The organism is Streptomyces sp. NPDC086835 (assembly GCF_044745705.1).
In the GTDB taxonomy this organism is placed as follows: Bacteria; Actinomycetota; Actinomycetes; order Streptomycetales; family Streptomycetaceae; genus Streptomyces.
The window spans coordinates 496,498-519,203 of the sequence record NZ_JBIVAU010000003.1 but is presented as its reverse complement, the minus strand read 5'-3'; the positions used below and the strand labels follow the sequence as shown (position 1 = coordinate 519,203).

The following is a 22,706-nucleotide window of genomic DNA, read 5'->3' as shown; positions in this document are numbered from 1 at the left end:
GGAGTCCGCAATGACCACCGCATCACCCCACCGCCGACAGAGTCGCTGCCTCCCGGTGGTCCGCGTGCCTGTCGCCATGCTGCTGCTCGTCGCCATGCTGCTGCTCCTGGGAGGCAACGCCTACGCGGGCGCAGCGTCGGCAGCTGACTCCACCGACGATCCGAGCCCGCCGCCCGCGTCCGAGCATCATCCGACGGCTCCCAACCTCCCGGATTCCGATCAGCGCACGGAGCCTCTGCCGCACGAATCGCCCGACGGTCCGAGTCCACCGGCCTCCCATACGCCCGGCGGGCACGCCACCATGCAGCCCGACAGGATTCCGCCGCAGGACTACGCCGCGGACGCCGTCGCCCGAGTCGAGGTCACGGCGCACGTGGACGTCGCCGTGCACTGGGACACGATGCGCCAGTACCACTTCAAGTCGCTCGTCGATACAACGGCAGGCGGCACGGGCGTCTTCGTCAACCCGAGCGGTGGTCTCGTCACCTCCGCCGAGGCCGTCGAACTGAACCAGGAACGGGTCACCGTCTACGCGGTGAACCAGGCATGGCATCGGGCTGCGGGGGTGCCACTGCCCGAGAACCCGTACGAACGCATGCGCGTGCGAGACGACCCGAAACTCGATGCGGCCGTCAACAGCTGCTACCAGCCCAACAGCCCGAAGGCGGAATGCGCCGTCTTCATTACGCCCGAGGTCAGGGTGCACCCCTACACCGCGGCCGAGAAGCCCCAGGCGCTGAAGGCGGTCGTCATGTCCACCGCTGGGGGTGTGGCGGTGCTTTCCGTCGCAGCCCCGGGCAAGACGGCCACGGTCGCGCTCGCGGCGGACCCGCAGGCCGACAAGACCTGGACGTCGGCCGGCTGGCCGACCACACCCGCCGCAACAGCGAGACTGGCCACCGTGCAGGGCCGCTACGACCGTCAGGGTGAGGTCTCGGACCAGGACATCGACAAGCTGCGAAGGCAGCTGGGAACAGGGATGCCCGGCTCGGTGCTCGTCAACGATCGCGGCGCCGTGACCGGCATGCTGAGCCCCGCTGACCGCTCGGTGGACGTACTTCGACCCGCTCAGATCACTGCGGCGCTCGACAAGAGCGGTACGCAGGCCGAGCGTGGTCCTGGCGACTCCAGCATGACCAACGGGCTGGCGCTGTACGCGAAACACGAGTACCGCCATGCTGCACCATGGCTGCACAGCGCAGCGGACGACACCGGGCAGGGAGCGACGGCCGTCCGCTACCACAAAGCCGCGCACGCCAGCACAGGCAAGCCCAATGACATGAGCGACGAGGCCGACGCACACACCGGCCACGACGCCTCCGGCAACGGCACCAACTGGGCCCTGTTCGGACCACTCATCGGGCTGACGGTTCTGGCGGTGGCGGGCGGAGTTCTGTTTGTGCTCAAGCGCCGCCGGCAGGGCCCCGCCGACGAGACAGGCCCGGAAAGCCCACCGCCGCCCGCCCCGGACCCGACCGCACCGACCGCCACGCACGTGGCCGGGCCCCCAGCAGGGAAACGCCCACCGCTCACAGTGACACCACCCTCGAAGCCTGAGAACCACGAGCAGCGGGCCACCGACCGGCCAGACTCCCACCAGGAAGATGCCGACCGTCCGGCAGCCCAAGGTACCTACTGCGGAAACTGCGGTGCCCTCCTGTCCCCCGGTGACCGCTTCTGCTTCTCCTGCGGCACCGCCTTCCACGGCCCTTGAGGACCCGACCGAGATGCCCACACAACCACGCATCACGCTGGAACCCGGTGAGGAGCTGGCCGGCTATCGCATCGAGTCGTACATCGCCCGTGGCGGCATGGCCGTGGTGTACCTGGCCCGGGATTTGTCCCTGGGACGGCCCGTAGCCCTGAAACTACTCGCCCCCGAACTCACCTCCCACGCGAACTTCCGGGCCCGCTTCGTGCGGGAGTCAGAGCTGGCGGCCTCAGTTGACCACCCCAACATCCTGCCCATCTATGGTGCGGGCGAGGCCGACGGCGTGCTCTACATCGCGATGCGGTACGTCGACGGGGAGGACCTGGGCCAACTTTTGAACCGGCGCGCCCAGATGCCGCAGAGGCACGGCCAACTGACAGTGGCCGAAACGATGTCCCTATTCACCCAAGCCGCAGGCGCGCTGGACGCCGCGCATGGAGTGGGATTGGTCCACCGAGACGTCAAACCCGGCAACATCCTTCTCTCCGGCGCCGACGAGCCGGTCCCTGCGCGCCATGTCTACCTGACGGACTTCGGCCTGACCAAACGTTCAGCGAGTCTGACCGGCTTCACCACCACCGGCCACTTCCTCGGAACGATCGCATACGTGGCCCCAGAACAGATCGCCGGCCGCGCCGCCGATGGGCGGACGGACATCTACTCGCTGGGATGCGTCATGTTCCAGGCGCTCACCGGCCAGGTGCCCTTCGCCCGCGACGACGACGCCGCTGTCCTGTGGGCCCACATGTCCGCAGCCAGGCCGAAGGTGTCCGACTACCGGGATGACCTCCCACAAGGCGTGGACACGGTGCTGAATCGCGCGATGGCATCCGACCCGGAGGAACGCCAGCCATCCTGCCGAGCGGTCATCGAGGAGCTGAGGCGGGTACTCCGTGCCACGCCGCCGATCACGGGCCCCCGGACGATCAGAGCCGAACCACGTACGCCGCCACCGATCGCCCCGCGCCCCCAACCAGCTCCGAAACCGCCCTCACCTGACCAGGGGGCCGGAGCCGAGGACCAACCTCCCCGGCGACAACCGACCCGACCGCATGCGCCCCGCACCCGCCCCCCACGGCGTGTACTGGCGCTGCTCGCCGCCCTGATCGTCCTCGTGGCCGGCGTGGTCACCGCCGTGTTCACCCTCCAGTCCGACGACTCCTGGGTTGATACAGGAGCCCAGGCAGCCCCCTTCCGGCTCGAGCATCCCCCGAACTGGAGCCACCATCCGGCTACCGGCGCGGTGATGTACGCCGACACCCCCGACCATCTCATCGGCATCTTCACCGACGGCGACAAGGGACAATGGCAGCGCGCCGGGAAGGTCGTCGGCGAATCCCCGGCCAAACTGGCGGGCATTATGCTCCGCTTCACCGAGGAGCCGTTGAACCTCAGCACATCCGCCCAAGCAGCCGACGCGATCCGCGCCATCCCCGCATTTCGTCAGACACGCCTCGGCAACCCGGTGCCCGACCGCGTAGACGGCGTCAACGGCTGGCGTCTGGACGGGACACTGGCGAACCCCAACAGCACAGGCCCGCCCGACCGGATCGCCTACAGCTACTACTTGTTCAGCGTCCCGAGCGGCACGGCCCATCTGGTCTTCTTCGCACTGCCCGACCGCATGGAAGCGCAGGACGACACATTCGCCCGGGTACGCAGCACGATCCAGCTGCCCAAGAACTGAAGCAGCCCTTAGCTTGCTCTGGAAGGTCGCCCTGGTCCTCGCCCTCATCCTCTTCGGAGCCGCCGCCCGCAGCCTGTTCGCCAAGCCCTCCGCCACGCGGCCATCCAGGACTCCCGGGGCGCAGGCTCCCCGCAGACGATCTTCCCCGCCCCACCACACCGGACAGCCGCCCCGGCCCGCACAGAAGTTGACTGCGCACATGGTCCGATGCCGCAGCCCGGTGCGTTCGGCTCCCGCTGGTCAAAGGGTGTCGTCGCTCCATTGGTCGAGGAGGGTGTCGTCGGGGAGCCCGGCGGGTTCTGGCGGACCATGGAGGGATTGTTCGGCCCAGATGACTTTGCCGGCCGGGGTGTACCGGGTGCCCCAGCGTTCGGAGTACTGGGCGACGAGGAACAGGCCGCGGCCGCCCTCGTCGGTCGTCTTGGCGCGGCGCGGATGGGGTGAGGTGCTGCTGGCGTCGGAGACCTCGCAGATGAGGGTCCGGTCGTGCAGCAGCCGGACGGAGATGGGCTCGGCGCCGTAGCGGATGGCGTTGGTGAGCAGTTCGCTGAGGACGAGTTCGGTGGCGAAACCGATCTCCTCCAGACCCCAGTCCGCCAGGCGGCGGGCGCAGGCGGCGCGGATCGGGGCTACCGCCGAGGGATCGCGGGGTACCTCCCAATGGGCGACTCTCGCGGGGTCGAGCCGACGGGTGCGGGCCACCAGCAGCGCGATGTCGTCGCTGGGCCTGGCGGGCACCAAGGCCTCCATCACCGCGGAACAGGTGTCCTCCGGGTTGCGGCCGGTCCCGGTCAGGGCGTCTCGCAGGATCTCCAGGCCGGTGTCCAGGTCCCTGTCGCGGTCCTCGACCAGCCCGTCGGTGTAGAGGACCAGGCGGGAGCCCTCGGGCAGGACCAGTTCAGTACTTTCGAACGGGAAGCTGGCGCTCAGGCCCAAGGGAGGCGAGACCGTGAGCTGGGGGAAGTCCACGGTTCCGTCGGAGTGGACCACCGCCGGACCCAGGTGGCCGGCGGTGGCGGCTGCCACCCGCCCGGAGACGGGGTCGTAGACGGCGTACAGGCAGGTGGCCCCGGTGATCCCGTCCCCGTCGTGCATGTCGTCGGCGGTCTCGTTGGCGTCGATGTGGGCGACCAGCTCGTCAAGGTGGCTCAGAAGTTCGTCCGGAGGCATGTCCAGGGTGGAGAAGTTGTGCACGGCGGTGCGCAGTCGGCCCATGGTGGCCGCGGCGTGCAGGCCGTGGCCGACGACATCGCCGACCACGAGCGCCACTCGGGCACCCGACAGGGGGATGACGTCGAACCAGTCGCCGCCCACTCCGGCCTGGGCCGGCAGATAACGGTAGGCCACGTCCAGCGCGTTCTGCTCGGGCACGCCTCGGGGCAGGAGACTGCGCTGAAGGGTGACGGCCATGGTGTGTTCACGGGTGTAGCGGCGGGCGTTGTCGATCGCGACCGCTGCCCGGGCGGCCAGTTCCTCGGCGAATTCCTTGTCCTGATCCTCAAATGGTGCGGACGCGCCTGCCCGCCAGAAGTCCGCCACTCCCAACAGTGCCCCCCGCGCCCGCATCGGCACCACAAGGAGGGAGTGGAGTCCCTGATCCAGGACTCGCTGCACATGCTCCGGGTCGTGGGCCCGCCAGCCGTCGGCGGTGCTCAGATCGGCCTGCAGTACCGCTCGGCCACTGATCACCGCGGCCGCGACTGGATGCGTGGGAGCGAACCGGACCAGCTCACCGACCGGGTAGAGGGAGTGATTCCCCTCCGGGCCCAAGGAGGCGGTGCGACGCATCTCGGTGCTCGCCTCTGGTGGCTCCTCGCCACGCAGTACCGGCTCCAGCAGCTCGACGGTGACGACATCGGCGAACTGCGGAACGGACACGTCCGCCAGCTCTTCGGCGGTACGGGTCACATCCAGTGTGGTGCCCATCCGCGCCCCTGCGTCGTACAGCAGCTTCAGCCGCTCCCGCGCCGACTGGGCCCGCCCGGTGACTGCGGCCAGCTCCGTGGTGTCCCGCAGCGTCACCACGCTGCCCGCCTGTCCCCCGTAGGGGGCCGTGGGCCGCTTGTTCACCGCCAGCAGCCGGTCCCCGACCAGACGCACCGCATCCGTGACCGGCTCGCCCGATGCCAGCAGCGTCGCCGTCTCCCCGTCCAGCCCCAGGTCCACCACGCGCCGCCGCTCCGCGTCCGCCGGAAGGTCCAGCAGCCGACACGCCTCGTTGTTGGCCAGCAGCACCCGCCCCTCCGCGTCGATGATCAGCACACCCTCACGCACCGCATGCAGAACGGCGTCGTGGTGCTCGTACATCCGCGTCATCTCCGCCGGGCCCAGGCCATGCGTCTGCCGCCGCAGCCGCCTGGACACCAGCGCGGTCCCGGCAGTGGACAGAACGAGCGCGGCCGCGCCGGTGCCGATGATGATCGGCAGTTGCCGTTCGACCAGGTCTCCCACGTTCTCCACCGTGATCCCGGCGGACACCAGGCCGACGACCGAACCGTCGGCCCCGAACACCGGGACCACTGCTTGGACGGCCGTTCCCACACCGGCGGGCAGAGGCGGCCCGCCTGCGCGCTCGACGACGGTGCGGCCTTCCAGCGCCGGTTGGATGGTGCCGACGAACTTCTTCCCGATCTGCGCCGGGTCGGGGTAGGTAAGGCGAATCCCATCCGTGTTCATGACGAGGACGAAGTCCACGCCCGCCCGCTTCCAGGCCGCTTCGGCGCGCGGCTGCAGAACGGCTGTCGGATTCGGGCCCTCCAACGCCTCAGCGGTGCCCGGGGCATTCGCGAACATCTCGGCCGCCGCCAGCGACAGGCGCGCGGCCTCGCGCTCACTGCCACGGTTGGCCTGTACGACCAAGGCCGTCACCGCGGCCGCCACCAGCAGCAACACGATTCCGACCTGCAGCGCGAACACCTGCCCCGCGGCGCTGCGCAGGTTCAGCAGGGAACGCAGCCCCTGCTTCCACCCACGACGCGCGGCCGTCGGGCCGCCTCGATCGGGCTGTGGACGCGAAGATGCTCGCCGCATGGGATATTTTGGGCCGAAAAAGCCCTTTTCCTTCATGGTCAATTTCTAGCACCGCTTGCCGCCACGGGGTGAAACACCCGGTGCATACCTTTCTGGGGCCGGGAGTCGGTGACGTCCAGCTTCCGCTGTACCACCTCCGCAGGCCGGTCGCACGCCTGCGTGGCAAGCGAATTCGACGCTCGCCCCTCCGTCGCGGCACGTCGCCCGCTCCACCCGGGATTCGAGATGAGCAGCATTCGGGAGCCGGCCCCGGTGCGGCTCACTCCCTCGGGGGGTGCGGTCGTCCAGGTCGAGGCCGAAGAGATCGCGCGCGGCGGAGCCGGTACTTGAGCGTGCTGGTGGATGGTGAGGCGGCGGGCCGCCTCACCGATGTCGCCGACCGCGTCCAGCCAGGCGGCCACGGAGGCGGCGTGCGCGTGCGCCGAGGACTGGTGCCGTTCCTGCTGGACATGAAGGCTCTCCAGCGCATCGGCAAGACCACGTACGGCAGATTGACCGGCCTGAGCCCGCCGCCGGCCTGCTCGCCGTCGGTCCTCATCACGCAGACGCCCTCGGTTCTGCAGGTGACCCGAACCGCACCGGTCGTCACCGACGGCATCGGCGCTGCCCGGGTGGAGTCACGGCGCTGACGGGCCCCATGGCGCGGCACAGCACCGGCCGTGCGAGGCCACGATCTCCTCGGGCGTACGCTGAGGCTCGACCTCTGCACAATGGACGAAAAGGACGTCTTGCCCTCGCCCCGCCGAACGCGGGCACGCGAAGGGTGGGCGCCGTGCAGGAGAAGGGGACAGTCACGTGCCGTCGGACCGGTCGGGGGACGAAAAGGGCCCTACGCCTCTCCGGTCCGAGCCCGGGACACTGCTGGAGCACGTCCCGGTAGCCGTCTTCGGAATGGATGAGGACGACCGGATCTGCTATTGGGGCCCCGGCGCGAAGGACCTCTTCGGGCACGACTCCGCCTCCGCGCTGTCCCGACCCGCCGGCATGCTCTTCCCCGAGCCACTCGAGGGCGAACCGCCCGCGTCCACGCGGCTGGGAGAGCGGGGCAGGACACTCGGATACTGGCGGGTCCGGCACCCCGCTCGGCACCAGGACGGCACGGTCTTCCCGTGCGGCTTCCGGGCCTTCCCCGTGACCGGGGCCGGGGCCGGCTCCGTCGTCATGGTCCTGGCGAGCCGCGGCGATGACCTCGACCGGGTGAAGACCAACCTGGCCTTCCTCGACGCCCTCTTCGAGACCTGCCCCATCGGCCTGGTCATGTTGGACGAGGAGCTGCGGTACGTCCACCTCAACCATGCGCTCGCCGACATGGACGGGCTCCCCATCGAGGAGCACCTCGGCCGGCGCATGGACGAGGTCATGCTCACCACCGACGGAGGAGAGTATCTGCGGATGCTCCGCGCAGTCGCCGCCGGCGGCCCGCCCGTCGTGGGCGCCCTGGTCGGTCTGCGCACGCCGGGCCACCCGGACCGCGACCAGGTGCGGTCGGTGAGTCTGTTCCCCCTGAGCCAGGCAGGCGACACCCGACCCGGCGTGGGCGGGTTGCTGGTGGACGTGACCGACCGCGAACAGGCCATCGTCGAAGCGACGGCGACCCGACAGAGGCTGGCGCTGCTCGACCGCGCCACGGCCCGCATCGGCACCACCCTCGACGTGGAGGTGACCGCGCGGGAACTCGTCGAAGCCGCAGTACCGGACTTCGCCGACGCCTGTGTCGTCGAAGTCGTGCAGTGGATGGACGCGCCCGAGGTGTTCGACCCGAACCTGCCGCTGATCACCCACAGAATCGCCTCAGGAACGATCCTGCCCCCGCCCGCCACCGAGCTCGTGAGCGGTCTCGAGACGGTGACCTACCCGCCGGGCTCCAGCATCCACCGGATGCTGCACACAGGCCGGCCCGCCTCCGTCGAGGTGGACGCGGACTTCGTCACCACCACAGTGATGCACCGGGACCGAGCCCAGCTCCTGATCGACAGTGGTCTGAAGCGCATCCTCCTCGCACCCCTCGTCGCCCGGGGCACAGTCCAAGGCATCGCCATGTTCGGCCGCTCCGCCACCCGCCCGCCCTTCACCGAGCAGGACCTCACCCTCGCCGGGGAGCTCGCCTCCCGGGCCGCCCTGTGTCTCGACAACGCACGGCTCTACAGCCGGGTCCAGCACATCGCGCTCACCCTCCAACGCGCGCTGCTGCCCACCGCCCTCGCGGCCAGCCCCTACGTCGAAGTCGCCCACCGCTACGTACCGGGCAGCCACATCACGGAAGTCGGCGGCGACTGGTACGACGTGATCAACCTCCCGGACGACCGCGTCGCACTCGTCGTCGGCGACGTCATGGGACACGGAGTGCCCGCCGCCGCAGCCATGGGCAGGCTGCGCATCACGGCCAAGGCACTCGCCAGGAGCAACCAGGAACCGGACACTCTCCTCGGCGAACTGGACGCCTGCGCAAAGGAAGCGGGCATCGAACTGGCGACCTGCCTCTACATCCTCTACGACCCCGCAACCGGCCGCGCCCGCATCGCCAACGCCGGCCACCCGCCGCCACTCGTCCGCCATCCGGACGGCACTGTCACGACGATCAGCGAGGTGCTGGGAATCCCCCTCGGGGTCGGCGGCCTTCCCTTCGGGACGACCGACATCGACCTGCCCGACGGCGCTGTTCTCGCGCTCTACACCGACGGCCTCATCGAAGCCCGCGGCCAGGACATCGAGGACGGCATCGCCGCGACCCGCGCCGAACTGCGACGCGCACCGGCCGATCTGGAGAAAGCGGCGGACACCATGCTCTCCCGTCTGCGGCCCGCCCCTCCCGACGACGACACGGTACTCGTCCTCGCACGCGTGCACCGGCGGCACCAGTACGCCCCCAGCGCGAGCCCCACCCCGGGAGCAACTCCATGACCGTCCCCGCCGCCTCGCCGTCCACCGACTGCGGCCTGCGCCCCGACGACGGCCCGCGCTGTTCGTCAACCGCACCGGTAAGCGCTCCCCGGGGTCGGTGGGCGGTCCCTAGCGCAGGACGTTCCTGGTACGGGCACCGCCGAGGACGTGCCGCAGCGCCAGATCCGACACCGGCGGGTACGCCGCGGCGCCATTGCCTCCCGGATGGAGCGTGGCCTCGCCCGCCACCCGGATGCCGGTCTCCTGACCGGATCTGACCCACACAGTGCCCGAGACACGGACATCCACCGGATGTCGAGGCCCTGCACGGTCACGGTCACCTTGGCGTCGTGACCGTAGAAGCAGACGTCGGTCACCGTAGCCGCACCGCCTGCGCCGTGTCGGCGTGGGCCAGCCGCAGCTGCTCGGGGCGCAGCACCACCCTGCCCCCGCCGCCCGTCCGGTGGTGAGGCCAGCGCCAGGTGCCCCCTGGCTTTGCTTCGAGCACCAGGTACTGCAGACCTCCGATCGCCCAGAGGGCATCGAGGCCGTTGCCGGTGGTGCGTTCGGGCCGCTGTCGGCACAAGGGCAGGGGTCGGTTGCCCGATGTTCTGCCTCCACATTGGGTCCCGTTCCGGAAGAAGCCGCCGCACTCAGGTCCTGTCGACGTCACCTCTGCCGTTCTGCTGAGCAACCTCGACGACGGTGGTCAGCAAGTACTCCAGCACCTCGTCACTGAAGGCCGGCCTGTCCACCTCCTCGACGAAGAAGACAGCAGCCCACAAGTAGTCGTGCCAGTTCGTGTCAGTGACAAAGCCATCTTCGGCCTGCACGAAATCCGAACGCCGCACGGCACGCAGCAACGCCACAGCACCGACATCGCCCCGAGCCGAGAACAAAGCAGCCGCCTGCGCCAGAACCCGCTCACCAACCTCCAGCTCTTGCTGATCCCCGCCCACCATCCACTCCCCCACTCACCCGCACCCAGCGCCCCACAACGCCGCCCGGGGCCCCGCCGCCGGCACGGCGCGTCCCGCCCACCCAGCTTTCGCCCCGACCACAGCACCCTCGTACGCGACACAGCAAGCAACAGGCAGCGAATCCCTGCGCAAATTGACAGGTGCCTCCGTGCTGGAACTTCGACAGCTACCGGGCCCATGGCACCGGGCGGACGCGCACCGCGGCCGTCATGCGTTCCTGGATGCGCTACGGCACCCCTGTGCCGGCTCGGCGACCTTCCTCCCCACCGGACCGTGCATGTCGCGCTGCCCGCCGCCCCGCTTCCGGCGGCACTTGGCTTGCTGGATCTGCTGCGCGACGCCGCTGGTTGAACCTGGCTGCTGTCACCGTCTCCCGCTTCCGCCGCCGTTGCCTCTTGTCCGTTGGAAGATCCGGATCCGCAACCGCTGATATCTGCGGAGTTCGAGGATGCCTCGGACACCGCACACCAACAGATCTCAGCTCGGCCAGCATGACCTCGGAAAGCCGGCCATGAGGACATGCCACCCACCGTGAGCCAAGCGCTCGGCCAGGGCGTGAGGCAGCCGAACGTGCTGGTCACCGCGATGCTGCATGACGAGAGGCGCGAGATCCTCCAGCGCGAACCACTACTGGCCGAGGACCCGGCATCGTGCCTTCCGAGGACGCTCCTCCTCTTCGCCGGCGTTGGCGTGCACGCGGGCGACAAAGGGGGACGATGGAATAGCCGGGATACCGGCGCCGGCACATGGTCCGACCGGCAGGGCGGCAGCCTGATCGGCGGCCGGAAGGGAGCCTGAGGAATGGGAGCGACCGAACCCGTCCGGGGTGATTCCGGCGAGGCGGGTGTGGTTGCGTCCGGGCCGGGGGGCCTGCTGGATGTGCTGAATGTAGCCGCCGTCCTGCTCGACTCCGAGGGCAGGATCGATCTCTGGAGCCCGCAGGCGGAGACCCTTTTCGGCTACAGCGCCGAGGAGGCTCTTGGCCAGTACGCGGGCCAGCTGCTGATCGACAAGGAGCACCTGGACACGGTGCTGGAGCTGTTCGCCCAGGTCATGCGGGACGGCGAGAGCTGGGCCGGGGTCTTCCCCGTCCGGCACAAGGACGGCAGCTCACGGCTGGTGGAGTTCCGCAACATGCGGCTCCAGGACGACCAGCGCGATTACTGGGCGCTGGGTCTGGCCACGGACCAGGCGACGCTGCGGGGGGTGGAGCGGAACCTGTCCCTGTCCGCCCAGATGGTGTCCCAGTCGCCGATCGGGTTGGGCATGCTGGACACCGATCTGAGGTACATCGCCGTCAACCCCGCGGAGGAACGGATGAACGGCGTGCCGGCCGCCGAGCACATCGGCCGCCACGTCCACGAGGTGCTGCCCTTCCTGGACCAGTCCTTCGAAGGTGCCATGCGTGAGGTTCTGGCCTCCGGAGTCCCGATCCTGGACCAGTACACCGTCGGCCGCACCGCAGCCGACCCGGACAACGATCACGCCTGGTCGATCTCCTTCTACCGGCTCGAATCCCCCAACGGGAAAGTGCTGGGAGTGGCCACCTCCAGCGTCGACGTCACCGACCGGCACCGCGCCGTGGAAGAACAACGCCGTACCGCCCTCACCCTCCAGCGCAGCCTCCTGCCCCACCCCCCTCCACAGCGACCGGGCCTCGACGTCGCCTACCGCTACCGCCCCGCCCAGGCCACCATCGAGATCGGCGGCGACTGGTTCGACGTCATCCCCCTGAACGGCGACAAGACCGCCCTCGTCGTCGGCGACGTCATGGGCAGCGGCGTCGGGGCCGCGGCCACCATGGGCCAGCTGCGCACCGCCACCAGAACCCTGGCCGATCTCGATCTGCCCCCCGATCACGTCCTGCACCACCTCGACCACATCACTGACGGCCTCGACACCATCGCCACCTGTGTCTACGCCGTCTTCGATCCCCACACCGCGCAATGCCACGTCTCCCTCGCCGGGCACCTGCCGCCCGTCCTCCTTCGCCCGGACGGCACACGCGAGCTGCTCGACCTGCCCACCGGCGCGCCCTTGGGCGGCTGCGGCATTTCCTTCGACTCCACCTCCATCGACTTCAGGCCGGGGGACCAGCTCGTCCTCTACACCGACGGCCTCGTCGAGACCCGCGACCAGCCGATCGACGCACGCCTGGAGGCCCTCCTCGACGTCCTCGATGACCCCAACCGCTCCCTCGGCGCCACCTGCGACCTGCTGTTGCACACGCTGCGTCACAGCGGAGAACACGACGACGCAGCCCTGCTCATCGCCCGGGCCGGCCCCGGCCCTGTGGGCGAGGCGATCAGCAAGGAATGAGGATCCAGGGGGAGCGGCCAACTGCCCCTACTGGAATCCCGGGTGTTGATGACGGGACGGCGACAGCCGGCTGTATAGGGTCTTGGCGAGTGTCGGCTGCCGGCGAGGACCTCCCTGCCTGAACGCCCCGCAGGCCGTATGCGCATAGCTGACTGATCATCAGGAGTGCTGCCGTTGCGCCCCATCGAGACGTCGTCCGCGCCAGACGGTCTGGGGTGGAACCGCGACACCGCGACTCTGGTGCTGCTGTCCTTCGCCATGCTGATCGTCTCGCTCGACCAGTACATCGTGGTCGTGGCGCTGCCCGACATCGCACGCGACCTCGGGTACTCGGCGCAGACGCTCCAATCGGTCATCATCGCCTACGCCGTGGTCTCGGCGGGCTTCCTGCTGTTCGGCGGCCGCGCGGGCGACCTGCTCGGACGCCGCCGCATCCTGGCCACCGGCCTCGGCCTCTATGCGGGCGCAGCGCTCGCCGGCGGACTCGCGACCGGGCCCGAGATGCTACTCGCCGCCCGGGCCGTCCAAGGTCTCGGCGGGGCCCTCGTCTTCCCCACCACCTTGGCTCTCATCAACACCACATTCGCGGAAGGCCGGCTGCGCAATCGCGCGTTGGGAGTCTGGGGCGGAGCCGGCGCTGCGGGACTCGTGATCGGTGTGCTGCTCGGCGGAATTCTGACGCGGGTGTTCGGCTGGGAAGCGGTGTTCCTGGTCAACGTCGTCCTGGCGGGACCCGCACTGCTGCTTGCCTTCGTGCTGATCCCCCCGGACGGCGAGCGGGACAGGGGCCGGAAGTTCGATCTGCCCGGTGCGCTCAGCGTCACGCTGGGCGTCACGTTGATCGTGTTCGCGCTGGTGCAGGGCCCCGGATGGGGTTGGCTCTCGCCCGGCATCCTCGTCAGCGCGGTGGCGGGCGTGCTGCTGATCGCAGTCTTCGCCGTCGTCGAGCGGCGCAGCGACGACCCGCTCATGCCGCCCCGGCTGCTCGCCAACCGCAACCTCGTCACCGGTGTCGCCATTGCGTTCATGTTCATGGCGACCTTCGGCTCAGTGCTCTACTTCCTGTCCCTCTACTTCCAGGAGATCCTGGGCTACGACGCCTTGCAGACCGGCGCCGGCTTCCTCATCCCCACGGCAGTGGTGGTCGCGGGCTCGACGACGGCAGGCCATCTGGTGACGCGGTTCGGCCTGCGGGGCACACTGATCGCCGCCCTCGCCGTCGGTGCGCTCGGCGCGGTAGGGCTCGGCCTCGCGATCTCGCCGCACGGCGCGTACGCCGAACTGATCCCCGGCCTCGTGGCGCTCAGCATCGGTGACGGCATCGTCTTCACCGCCATGTTCATCGCCGCCGCCACCGGAATCCCCGACCGCGACCAGGGGATCGCCTCAGGGATCGCGTCCACCGGCTCGGGCGTGGGCGCTGCTGTCGGACTCGCCGTCCTCGTTCTGGTCGCGACGGCCGGTCTCGACGGCCTCTCCGGCGAACAGCTGCGCATCGCCACCGCCGATGGGATCAGCACGACCTTGTTCGTCGTCGCAGGCGGGATCGCGCTGACGCTCCTCGTCGCCTTGACCCGCTGCCCGACACCGACCGAGCCGGTACCCATCCCCGTGCCCTACCAGACCCGCCGTTGCTGACGGCGTTCGCGAACGCCGCTTGATGCGGCGAGGCCTCGCGTGGCCAGTGCTCCGCTCAGAACCTTGGCCTTTGAACTGCCCTTTGTTGCGTGGTCTGCCCGCTGGGGTGCCGGCGACCTGAATCAGGAGGAAATCGAGCCGTTCCGGTCCGTAGCGGGGGCGGTGTCTCGGCGCTCGGGAACTTCACGTCGGTGGGCAGCACGAACATGGCCTGGTACAGGGCAGGCCGCTCGGTCGCGCGCATTCCAGATACGTTCCACCGTGCGCCGGCTGATGCCCACCGCCGCAGTTGCCGCCCTCGCCCGGGCGCTTGAGTCTCCAGCGGCTGGAGGGTCCAGGATCTCGCCCATGGAAGACGAACGCCCCGACGTGCTCACCATCGGCCAGCTCGCGCACCGCACCGGCCTTCCGGCCGCGCACCGGGCGGCGGCTCCACGACAGCAGCCGTGGGCCTCGCACCGGCACCCGCTCCGGCGGCCTCCGACCGCAGCGACACGGTCCAGCAGCGGCCACAGCCGGCGGCGGCCACCGAGGCACGGACCAGAGAGCGGCCCAACCGGGCCCCCGCCCCGCCGACCCCATCGGGGCTGCCTGCCCGGCTTCGCAGACCGGGATTCATCCGCGCTGCGAGGAGGTCTCCGCGTGGGTCGGTGCCTGCTCCCTGGCGGTTCGGACCCGGGCCTCGGTCACAGCCCGGTGGAGGAGCTGGGACAGGCGCTGGTCGGCGTCGGGGGCTGTGAGCAGGACGCGGAGGGCGTGTTCGAGGTGGTGGTGGCCGGGGCCGTGCCACCACAACACGTCGGCGATGCGGGCCGGTGTCGTCGCGGTACGGGCTCCGGCGAGCCGGTGGGCCCGGGCGTGACAGGCCGCGCTGCGCCATTTCAGGCGCCGAGAGTCGGGCCGCACACGGCGGGCGGCCTCCACCACCGTGCCCACCAATAGCGGACCGTAGGCACGGTCGGCGGGGTCCGCGTCGGCAAGATCGGCGGCCAGCGGCCACAGGGTGTGGCGGGTGGCGTCGTCGACGGCGTCGTTGACCGCACGGGCGAGCGCGGCGAGTACCGGATGGGTGCCGGGCGGCCTGTCGGTGAAGCGGCCGGTAGCCAGCAGGGAGGCCTCCTCCATCAGGCAGGCGCCGTCGTCGGGGTGCAGATGGCTGAAGCGGCCTGGCACGGGGAGGCCGTCGGGGAGGCCGGCGCCTGGTGGCCTGCCCGACGTGGGAGTGGGTGGGGTGGGCATCGGGGGCCTCCGCTGCGGTCACAGGCCAGTGATGGCGTGCAGGATCAGGTAGAGGGCGGCGGCGGGCAGCCCGGCTCCGGGGAAGGTGAGGATCCACGCGGTGCCGATGGAACGGGCCACCTGCCAGCGCACGGCCGAGATGCGCCGGGTCGCGCCGGCGCCCAGAATGGCCGCGGTGATCGTCTGGGTGGTGGAGATCGGGGCCTTGAAGACGAACGCGGTGGTGTAGAGGACGGCCGTGGCGGCGGTCTCGGCGGCGAAGCCGCGCGGCGGGTCGAGGTGGACGATGCGCCGGCCCAGCGTGGTGATGATGCGGCGTCCGCCGCTGTAGGTGCCGGCGGCCATCGCCGCGGCCACTGCCGCGATCACCCAAAGGGGTACGGAGAAGTCGTCCTGCCATCCCGCCGTGACCATGGCGAGGACGATGACGCCCATGGTCTTCTGCGCGTCCTGCAGTCCGTGTCCGAGGCCCATGGCGGCGGCTGACAGGGTCTGCGCCATACGGAAGCGGCGGGTGATGGGGCGCGGGGCGGCGCGGCGGAACACCCACAGGATGATCGTGTGCAGTGTGTAGCCGAGGGCCACGCCGACCAGCGGGGACAGCAGCATGGGCAGCAGGACCTTGTCCACGATGCCGGTCCAGTGCACGGTGGCGGAGGCGGCGAGGGCGGCACCGACCAGTCCGCCGATCAGGGCGTGCGAGGACGAGGTCGGCAGCCCCCGCCACCAGGTGAAGACGTTCCAGCCGATCGCGCCGATGAGCGCGCACAACACCAGCAGCAGGCCGGACAGTTCCTGAGGTGCGCCGATGATGCCGCTGCCGACGGTCTTGGCCACCTCGGTGCCCAGGAAGGCGCCGAGGAAGTTCATCACGGCGGCCATGGCCAGGGCGATGCGGGGCGTGAGGGCCCGGGTGGAGATGGAGGTGGCAATCGCGTTCGCGGCGTCGTGGAAGCCGTTGGTGAAGTCGAAGGTCAGCCCCACGATGATGATCAGCACCACCAGAGTGAGCTCCATGGCCGGATCACCTTTCGTCACGCACACGGTCACGGCAGCGGACGGCCGCAGGCGCCCTCGCCCTGTCTCCATCCTGGCGCGAAACCCCCGCGGTGGCCGGGCACAGACACGCGACACGCACACAGCCGATGAACGTCCCTCTGCATGGACTGGAACAGGCCACTGGGTGCCTATACACGGTGCGGGCCGGGCGCGAGCCCGGCGCCATGCCGGGCACTCCGGTGCTCGTGAAGTGTGCCGATGATTTCGTCGTGCTCTGCAACGCCGAAAGAGATGTGTACCAGGTCAGGGCCCGGCTGGTGGACCGGTTGGACGCGAGGGGCTTCGCTTCAACGAGGAGAAGATCACGGTCGTCCGCCTCGACGAGGGTCGACTTCCTGCGCACTCGAGGACCTGCACGGGTCCCATGCCGAGGCCGTGTTGCGCAGACTGATCCCGATCGTTCGCGGTTGGTCGACCTCCTACCGGGCGGTGGCGTCCTCGACGGCGTTCTCGTCGCTCGATCACTACATGTGGCGGCTGACCTTCAAATGGCCCAGGCGTCGCCACTGCAGACAATTCGAGGTACTGGGTCGTCGACCGGTACTTTCGACGGTTCCACCGTCCCGGCGTGACCATGGGTGGTCGGCGACCGCGACAGCGGCGCCTTCCTCGTCGAGTCACGCCTGGACCGGCATCGTCCGCCACCAACTCGTCACGGACGGGCGTCCGCGGACGGCCCCTCGCTGACCGGATTGGCAACACCGCCGCCGGCAGGAAGCGCCACCGCCGAAGGACGAGACCCGTGGGCGAGCACGGCCAGGGTGATGTGCCGGTACCAGCCGATGCAGCGGCGGACCTCGTACTGGTCCGAGCCCCGCTCGTTCTTCGCCGTCTGGAAGCACTCCTCGATCTGCCGGCGACCCGAACCAGGTCGGCCACCGCGGTCTCCCGTGGGGCGTAGGCAAGGAAGTAGGTGATCTCCTCGGTGCTACAGCGGGACGTGAATGTCGAGGACGGGTCCGACGGCACGAGGGGGCGACGCGTCCAGACTCTCCAGAACGTGGAGCATCGGGACGTTCTGCGCAGCGACTGTCGCGGTCAAGGTGTGGTGGCCCGCCCGGCGGGCCACTTCGGCCGCGTGTGCGGCCAGGGCGGTGCCCAGCCCCTTGGACTGCCAGGCGTCCTCAACCAGAACGGCGAGCTCGCCCACCCCTTGCCGGTCGGTGCACATCACGTTGGTCATGGCGATGATGTGGTCCATGCGCTGGGCCGGGGTGGTCACCAACGTGGTGCCGCGCTCCGGGTCGGACAGCAGGCGCCATCCGGCGGGAGAGAGCTGGGGTTTGCCTGCGTGGTAGCGCAGGGCCCGGCTGCCTGGCGAGCAGCGGCGGTGCAGTGCCTGGATCGGTTCGAGATCGGCGGGTGTCACTTCGCGGGTCCGGGTGGCGGTGCCGTCGGTCAACGTGATCGGGTGCGCGGTGTCTTGGCCGACGTCGGGCATGCGATGGTCTCCTGACAATGGCATACGTGACGGGCGTGCGGGCGGACCCCTCGGGCGGATGTCCGCTTGGCACACGAGCAGTCTTTTGCCACTCCCCGCCCGACTCAAGGCGGGTTTGCGCCAAAGCGATTACGCTTCGCACTTAGTACGTCACTCAACGGAGTCAGGGGGTCAGGGAGAACGACGGATGTTGCCGCGCTTCTTGATGTCCACGTGCACCAGCTCGCCGGGCTCGGCGCGTTGGCAAGGACGCGGTGGACGGTCGAGGGCACCAGTCCGAGCAGGTGCGCGATGCGCGCCGGGCCCCACCGGCGCAGGACGCGGACCTTGATGATCCGGCGTTCGATGCGGGTCGGGGTCCGGCGCGGGCTCGTGTGCGGGCGGGAGGAACGGTCGGACATGCCGGCTTCGCTGAACTGCCGGTAGCGCTCGGCCCATCGCTGGGCCGTGGTGGGTGAGACCTGGAAGCGTTCGGCGGCCCGCCGCAACGGCCGGCGGTCCTCGACCACGCAGCGGGCCAGACGCAGGCGTCCGGTCTCGGTCAGGGGTGCATTACGGTGGACCACGAGGGCCTTTCTGGTTGGTGTAGACGTCGCAATCCACACCGCACCGGAAGGCCCTCACCTGTTCAAGATCCCTCAGCCGAGACCTGGCTCACCCGTCCACAACCTCCCCGGACAGAACACCTAAGGGCTGTCCCGTAACTACCCTGCGTGCGCGGTCCGCAGGCATCCCGGGTCCTCACTGATGGACGCCGCGTACGACATGTGGCCCAGTCAACAACGGGCAACCGGATCCACTACACCGCGGGTGAGACGATCTCGCTGTGGCTGGTGTGATCATGGTGTCGGAGCCGTCCTAATCCGGTGGTAGCGACAGCCCTGAGAGGCGTACGCCCAAGCTCTTCGAGTGGCAGAGGTTGGTCGCGATGGCGGTCACGTGGGTGTCGGGCTGAGGCCCAGCGCAACCTCTTCAACCGCATGATCGGCCAGCTCTACCACTGTCTCCAGCACGGCGAACGGTTCGACGAGCTTGCCGCCTTCCCCCACCGCCCTCGGTGGCCGAGACAGCTGCTGCCTGACCTGCGGCAACGCGCCTTGCTCAGGTCGCCCACAGCAGTCGATCATTCACACATGAGACCCGAAGTCCAGGCGTTCGTCGCCGACGGCCATCTCCCCGACTGGGACGCCGACGAGGAGGAGATCGACCGCCGAGTCAATCAACTCGAAGCCATCTCCGCGCCCGTCACAGCCGACGAGGCGCATGCTTTGGCTGCCTGTTTTGGCCCCGACGACTGCTACGGCGTCGCCTGGTCGCTGCTGCACCTGATCGAGACCAGCCCGGGGCCGGTGCCGCCGGTGACGCTGCCCGCAGCCGATGCCACCGAATGGCATCGCACGCTCTGGAACCGCTGGGGAAACCGGTGAACTCAACGATGAGGACTTGACGCGTTAGAGCCCTGAGGTGTCTGGATAGCCCCGTTCACCGGGCTGAGCCCGCGCCAGTTCGGCAAGCTGATCACTGCGCTGCGCCGCGAGGGCGCGGACTCGGTTCGCAGAGGTCGGCCGTGGAGCATGCCGCTGGAGGACCGTGTACTGCTGGTAACGGCCTACTGGCGGACAAACTTGACGCTGCGCCAGCTAGCGCAGCCGTTCGGCGTGTCAAAGTCGGCGGCCGACCGCATAGTGGGTCACCTCGGGCCGTCCCTGGCACTGTATCCGCGCAGACGCTTCCGCCCTGGACGCTGTGCTGATCGTGGACGGCACCCTGGTTCCCACCCGCGACCACACCATCGCCGAACAGTCGAAGAACTACCGCCACTCCACCAACCACCAGGTCGTGATCGACGCCGACACCCGGCTGGTCGTCGCCGTGGGCCAGCCGGTGCCGGGCAACCGGAACGACTGCAAGGCGTGGGAGCTGTCCGGCGCGAAGGACGCAGTCGGCCGGACCATGGTCATCGCGAATGGCGGTTACCGGGGCACCGGCCTGGCATCCCGCACCGCCGCGAGAAAGGCCAGTTCGAACTCCCGGCCTGGAAGGAGGAGCACAACGCTTCCCACCGCAAGGTCCGCGCCCGCGTCGAGCACACCTTCGCCCGGATGAAGGGCTGGAAAATCCTCCGCGACTGCCGTCTGAAAGGCGACGGCGTCCACCACGCCATGTTAGGCATCGCCCGCCTGCACAACCTCACCCTCGTCGGATGACAGAGAAACCAGCAGGTCAGCCATCATCCCGTAGATCATTTACTGGGCAGTCTTTAGCATCGCTGGTCATGACTACAGTGATCGTAACCGTTGGGCTGGCGTTCATCGGCTACCTGACGACCTATCTGAACGGGCTACGTCTGGCGCAGAGACAGGCCCGCCTCACGCGCGTCAACCAGCAGCTAAGTGACTTCTACGGACCGCTGTTCGCTCTTATGGAAGCCAACAGCCGCACCTATGACACCTGGTCAGAGAGGTACGCCCGTCCCGACGGCCGCGACCCCTTTTGCCACGACATTCCTCCCAACGAGCAGGAACTTGCGGAATGGCGCACCTGGGCCACAACCGTCTTCATCCCAAACATCCAGGCTATGCGAGACGTCGTGGTCGCCAAGGCCGACCTCCTCATCGAGGAAGAGATGCCTCAGGCCCTCCTTCAGCTTTGCGCCCACGTCTCGGGTTACGAGATCACGGCTGCGCGCTGGGCTCAAGGCAACTATGAAGAGCACCTGTCGGTCATATCCTTCCCGGGCCGGGCGCTCAGGGAGTACATCCGCGACAGGTTCACACAGCTCAAGAGGGAGCAGGCGCGATTGCTCGGACATAGCCGAGCTAGCAGCAGGAACCGATGGACAAGCCTCGTCGGCCGATGAAATGAACCCTGCTGCCCGCCCAGTCGGCTCATTGTTGGACAGCCCTTAGGTCGCCGGGCAGCGCCCGGAAAGAGGGTCCTGTATGAGGAAGCGCTGCAGCGCAGCAAGTTGTTGATCCGGCCGCCAGCGGCCGTTGCCCGCGCTGACGCGAGAGAGACGTCGAGCGTGCCCCCGATTGATTGGGCGCGGCAGCTGATTGGGCATGGCAGCTGGCGGCCTCTATTGGAGGCTGTCGTGCACAGAGTCCGGCCACGGCTCGAGGTGTCCTGCCGACGGGTCGTGGTCGCCGTGGAGGACGTCCTGGGTATCCACACCGGCGAAAGGGTTCGGTCCGGCTGCGGGGGGCTCGGGGTAGCGGGGGGTGTCCTGGCCCCAGGCGGCGAGTCGGTCGATGGCGTACCAGCGGTAGGGAGTGTCGCGGGCGGCGAGTTCGTGGCCTGCGTCGGTCAGGGCGGGGATGTGATGCGCCAGTACCGGGTCGGCGAGCGTAGGCAGGATCGCAAAGAGGGCGGCGTCGTGGACCTGCTGTTCACTGTCGCCGAGGAACGGGTGGACCGCGTCGTAGAGGGCTGGCCGGGTCGCAAGGAAGGCATCGATGTCTTCCTGCTCGCCGGGCGGCCACTCCGGCGGATGGTCCATGTCCTGGGCAGTGCCCCCGAGCCAGCCGAGCAGAAGCACCCGCAGCAAGGACAACTGCTCACCGTACTGGTCGATCTCCCACGGACTCTGGCATGTGACCATCGCCAGCGTCCGCGGATCGCCCAGGATCGCTGCGACGAACAACGCAGCCGGCGCCGTGGCGTTGTAGAAGGACCCTGGTGCGTCACCGCGCCGTACAAATCCCCCACCGCCGCGCCTTGGAATCGCGGATCGTCATCAAGCAGCTGTCGAAGGATCACCGGCGTCATCGGCGCCACATGGGGAACAGCGCACGCTTGGAAAATGACGCTCGCCGCCAGTTGGAGCGGCGTCGTGGTCCCCGCAGCGGCGGGAGGCGTATGCGAACGAGCAGGGCGCGCACACATCCCTCGTCGCCGTCACCGCGCGGTCGAACCGCCTGAAGGCGGACCAGGACCCGGCCGAACGGATGCCGCCGGCGGCGGACGTCCACTGCCGGTACGTCAGCGAGTGGGTCGTCATGAAGCTCCGGTGGGCCCTGTCGGTAGACCAGGCACAGCTGGGGGATGTTGCTACCGGACGTGGGTGCAGCCAGGGCTTGCCCGGGCCCCCAGGGGCGGGTCGCCGGACGGTACGGTGAGGAGGGCCACTCCCCGTGCCGGGGGCTGCGGCCTTCACCGCTCGACCGTGCAGCAAGGGGCGTCCGACCGTGGGCGACGACTACTTCGGAATCCGGGACTACCGGCCCGTCTGGCAGCAGGGCCGCGATGCCGCTGCTGCGCATGGCAAGCACCTGGCCCGTCTCGCCGGGCGCACCCTGACGCACGCCTGGCTGCTCTGGGACGTCCACGACGACGAGTGGTTCGCCGACGCGCCGGTCCTGCTCGACTTCGAGGGCGAGCAGTTGGAGATCCAGCACAGCAAGTTCGACGACCTCTCCCTGACGTGGAACACAGTCACCACTGACACCAACCCTTTCTCCTGGGCGGACTTCACGCTGCGCTGGCGCAACGACGTGGTTGCCGGGTCAGGCGAGGCGGTCTCGGCGGTCGAACTGCTGGAGTGGCGCGGGCAGGACATGGCACGCGGCATGGTGGCGGTCAGCATCGTCCTCGCGCACGGCCGGGTCACGGTCCACAACGCACTCGACGAGAACGGGCTGGCCTTCGGCCCGCCCGGGCACGAGTACCACGCTCTCCCCCTGCAGTGAGCGATGCCACGGAACACGCGGCCGTAGCCGGCGG

At 69.3% G+C, this 22,706-nt stretch carries 18 protein-coding genes and 4 pseudogenes; 14 read left to right on the top strand and 8 right to left on the bottom strand.

Going from position 1 to position 22,706, the window contains the following annotated elements:
• Positions 1-64: 64 nt before the first annotated feature.
• Both ACIPJI_RS13905 and ACIPJI_RS13900 read left to right on the top strand, forming a co-directional pair.
• Positions 65-1,714, top strand: coding sequence for a zinc ribbon domain-containing protein (locus ACIPJI_RS13905; RefSeq protein ID WP_402246327.1), 1,650 nt, complete (start codon positions 65-67; stop codon positions 1,712-1,714).
• A 13-nt stretch (positions 1,715-1,727) separates the two neighbouring features.
• Positions 1,728-3,398 carry a serine/threonine-protein kinase gene (locus ACIPJI_RS13900; protein WP_402246324.1) on the top strand — a complete coding sequence of 557 codons (1,671 nt, stop codon included), beginning with the start codon at positions 1,728-1,730 and terminating at the stop codon, positions 3,396-3,398.
• 240 nt (positions 3,399-3,638) lie between these two features.
• Here the strand turns inward: ACIPJI_RS13900 and ACIPJI_RS13895 are convergent, their stop codons facing one another.
• Positions 3,639-6,428, bottom strand: a complete 2,790-nt coding sequence (locus ACIPJI_RS13895) for a SpoIIE family protein phosphatase (RefSeq protein WP_402246322.1) — start codon at positions 6,426-6,428, stop codon at positions 3,639-3,641.
• A 326-nt stretch (positions 6,429-6,754) separates the two neighbouring features.
• Between ACIPJI_RS13895 and ACIPJI_RS13890 the strand changes: the two genes are divergently transcribed.
• Complete coding sequence (locus ACIPJI_RS13890; protein WP_402246320.1) at positions 6,755-7,057, top strand: hypothetical protein; 303 nt, start codon at positions 6,755-6,757, stop codon at positions 7,055-7,057.
• 166 nt (positions 7,058-7,223) lie between these two features.
• Positions 7,224-9,329 carry a SpoIIE family protein phosphatase gene (locus tag ACIPJI_RS13885; RefSeq protein ID WP_402246318.1) on the top strand — a complete coding sequence of 702 codons (2,106 nt, stop codon included), beginning with the start codon at positions 7,224-7,226 and terminating at the stop codon, positions 9,327-9,329.
• Between the two features lie 352 nt (positions 9,330-9,681).
• On the opposite strand, the gene ACIPJI_RS13880 is transcribed toward ACIPJI_RS13885, so the two are convergent.
• The gene (locus ACIPJI_RS13880) at positions 9,682-9,894 is read right to left on the bottom strand and encodes a hypothetical protein (RefSeq protein WP_402246316.1); all 213 of its coding nucleotides are present in this window, start codon (positions 9,892-9,894) and stop codon (positions 9,682-9,684) included.
• Between the two features lie 67 nt (positions 9,895-9,961).
• Positions 9,962-10,282, bottom strand: a complete 321-nt coding sequence (locus tag ACIPJI_RS13875; RefSeq protein ID WP_402246314.1) for a hypothetical protein — start codon at positions 10,280-10,282, stop codon at positions 9,962-9,964.
• 537 nt (positions 10,283-10,819) lie between these two features.
• Between ACIPJI_RS13875 and ACIPJI_RS13870 the strand changes: the two genes are divergently transcribed.
• The 3 genes from ACIPJI_RS13870 (at position 10,820) to ACIPJI_RS13860 (ending at position 14,245) form a co-directional block, all read left to right on the top strand.
• Positions 10,820-11,086, top strand: a complete 267-nt coding sequence (locus tag ACIPJI_RS13870) for a hypothetical protein (protein ID WP_356624127.1) — start codon at positions 10,820-10,822, stop codon at positions 11,084-11,086.
• Positions 11,087-11,089: 3 nt separating this feature from the next.
• Positions 11,090-12,607: a SpoIIE family protein phosphatase gene (locus tag ACIPJI_RS13865; RefSeq protein WP_402246312.1), complete on the top strand. Its 1,518-nt coding sequence runs from the start codon at positions 11,090-11,092 to the stop codon at positions 12,605-12,607.
• Between the two features lie 174 nt (positions 12,608-12,781).
• Positions 12,782-14,245: an MFS transporter gene (locus ACIPJI_RS13860; protein WP_356624125.1), complete on the top strand. Its 1,464-nt coding sequence runs from the start codon at positions 12,782-12,784 to the stop codon at positions 14,243-14,245.
• 615 nt (positions 14,246-14,860) lie between these two features.
• On the opposite strand, the gene ACIPJI_RS13855 is transcribed toward ACIPJI_RS13860, so the two are convergent.
• Both ACIPJI_RS13855 and ACIPJI_RS13850 read right to left on the bottom strand, forming a co-directional pair.
• A complete protein-coding gene (locus tag ACIPJI_RS13855; RefSeq protein ID WP_402246310.1) occupies positions 14,861-15,484 on the bottom strand; it encodes a hypothetical protein in 624 nt (207 codons plus the stop codon).
• Between the two features lie 18 nt (positions 15,485-15,502).
• Positions 15,503-16,501, bottom strand: coding sequence for an inorganic phosphate transporter (locus tag ACIPJI_RS13850; RefSeq protein WP_356624121.1), 999 nt, complete (start codon positions 16,499-16,501; stop codon positions 15,503-15,505).
• Between the two features lie 240 nt (positions 16,502-16,741).
• Here ACIPJI_RS13850 and ACIPJI_RS13845 point away from each other — a divergent pair, with 240 nt between their 5' ends.
• Entirely contained in the window at positions 16,742-17,230 is a 489-nt protein-coding gene (locus ACIPJI_RS13845; protein ID WP_402246308.1) for a group II intron maturase-specific domain-containing protein, read from the top strand.
• 241 nt (positions 17,231-17,471) lie between these two features.
• Here ACIPJI_RS13845 and ACIPJI_RS13840 read toward each other — a convergent pair whose 3' ends face one another.
• Both ACIPJI_RS13840 and ACIPJI_RS13835 read right to left on the bottom strand, forming a co-directional pair.
• Entirely contained in the window at positions 17,472-17,984 is a 513-nt protein-coding gene (locus ACIPJI_RS13840; protein WP_356624120.1) for a GNAT family N-acetyltransferase, read from the bottom strand.
• 186 nt (positions 17,985-18,170) lie between these two features.
• Positions 18,171-18,550: pseudogene (locus ACIPJI_RS13835) on the bottom strand (helix-turn-helix domain-containing protein); the annotation flags it as partial.
• A gap of 567 nt (positions 18,551-19,117) precedes the next feature.
• On the opposite strand from ACIPJI_RS13835, the gene ACIPJI_RS13830 reads away from it, so the two are divergent.
• The 4 genes and pseudogenes from ACIPJI_RS13830 (at position 19,118) to ACIPJI_RS13815 (ending at position 20,844) form a co-directional block, all read left to right on the top strand.
• Positions 19,118-19,411, top strand: a complete 294-nt coding sequence (locus ACIPJI_RS13830) for a hypothetical protein (RefSeq protein ID WP_402246306.1) — start codon at positions 19,118-19,120, stop codon at positions 19,409-19,411.
• A 147-nt stretch (positions 19,412-19,558) separates the two neighbouring features.
• Positions 19,559-19,681: pseudogene (locus tag ACIPJI_RS13825) on the top strand (transposase family protein); the annotation flags it as partial.
• A gap of 49 nt (positions 19,682-19,730) precedes the next feature.
• Positions 19,731-20,191 (top strand): annotated as a pseudogene (locus ACIPJI_RS13820) (transposase).
• A gap of 68 nt (positions 20,192-20,259) precedes the next feature.
• On the top strand, positions 20,260-20,844 hold the full coding sequence (locus ACIPJI_RS13815; RefSeq protein ID WP_402246611.1) for a hypothetical protein: 585 nt from the start codon (positions 20,260-20,262) through the stop codon (positions 20,842-20,844).
• A gap of 219 nt (positions 20,845-21,063) precedes the next feature.
• Here ACIPJI_RS13815 and ACIPJI_RS13810 read toward each other — a convergent pair whose 3' ends face one another.
• On the bottom strand, positions 21,064-21,627 hold the full coding sequence (locus ACIPJI_RS13810; protein WP_402246304.1) for a hypothetical protein: 564 nt from the start codon (positions 21,625-21,627) through the stop codon (positions 21,064-21,066).
• 178 nt (positions 21,628-21,805) lie between these two features.
• Between ACIPJI_RS13810 and ACIPJI_RS13805 the strand changes: the two are divergent.
• Positions 21,806-22,102 (top strand): annotated as a pseudogene (locus ACIPJI_RS13805) (hypothetical protein); the annotation flags it as partial.
• A gap of 69 nt (positions 22,103-22,171) precedes the next feature.
• Positions 22,172-22,672: a hypothetical protein gene (locus ACIPJI_RS13800; RefSeq protein WP_402246302.1), complete on the top strand. Its 501-nt coding sequence runs from the start codon at positions 22,172-22,174 to the stop codon at positions 22,670-22,672.
• Positions 22,673-22,706 lie beyond the last annotated feature (34 nt).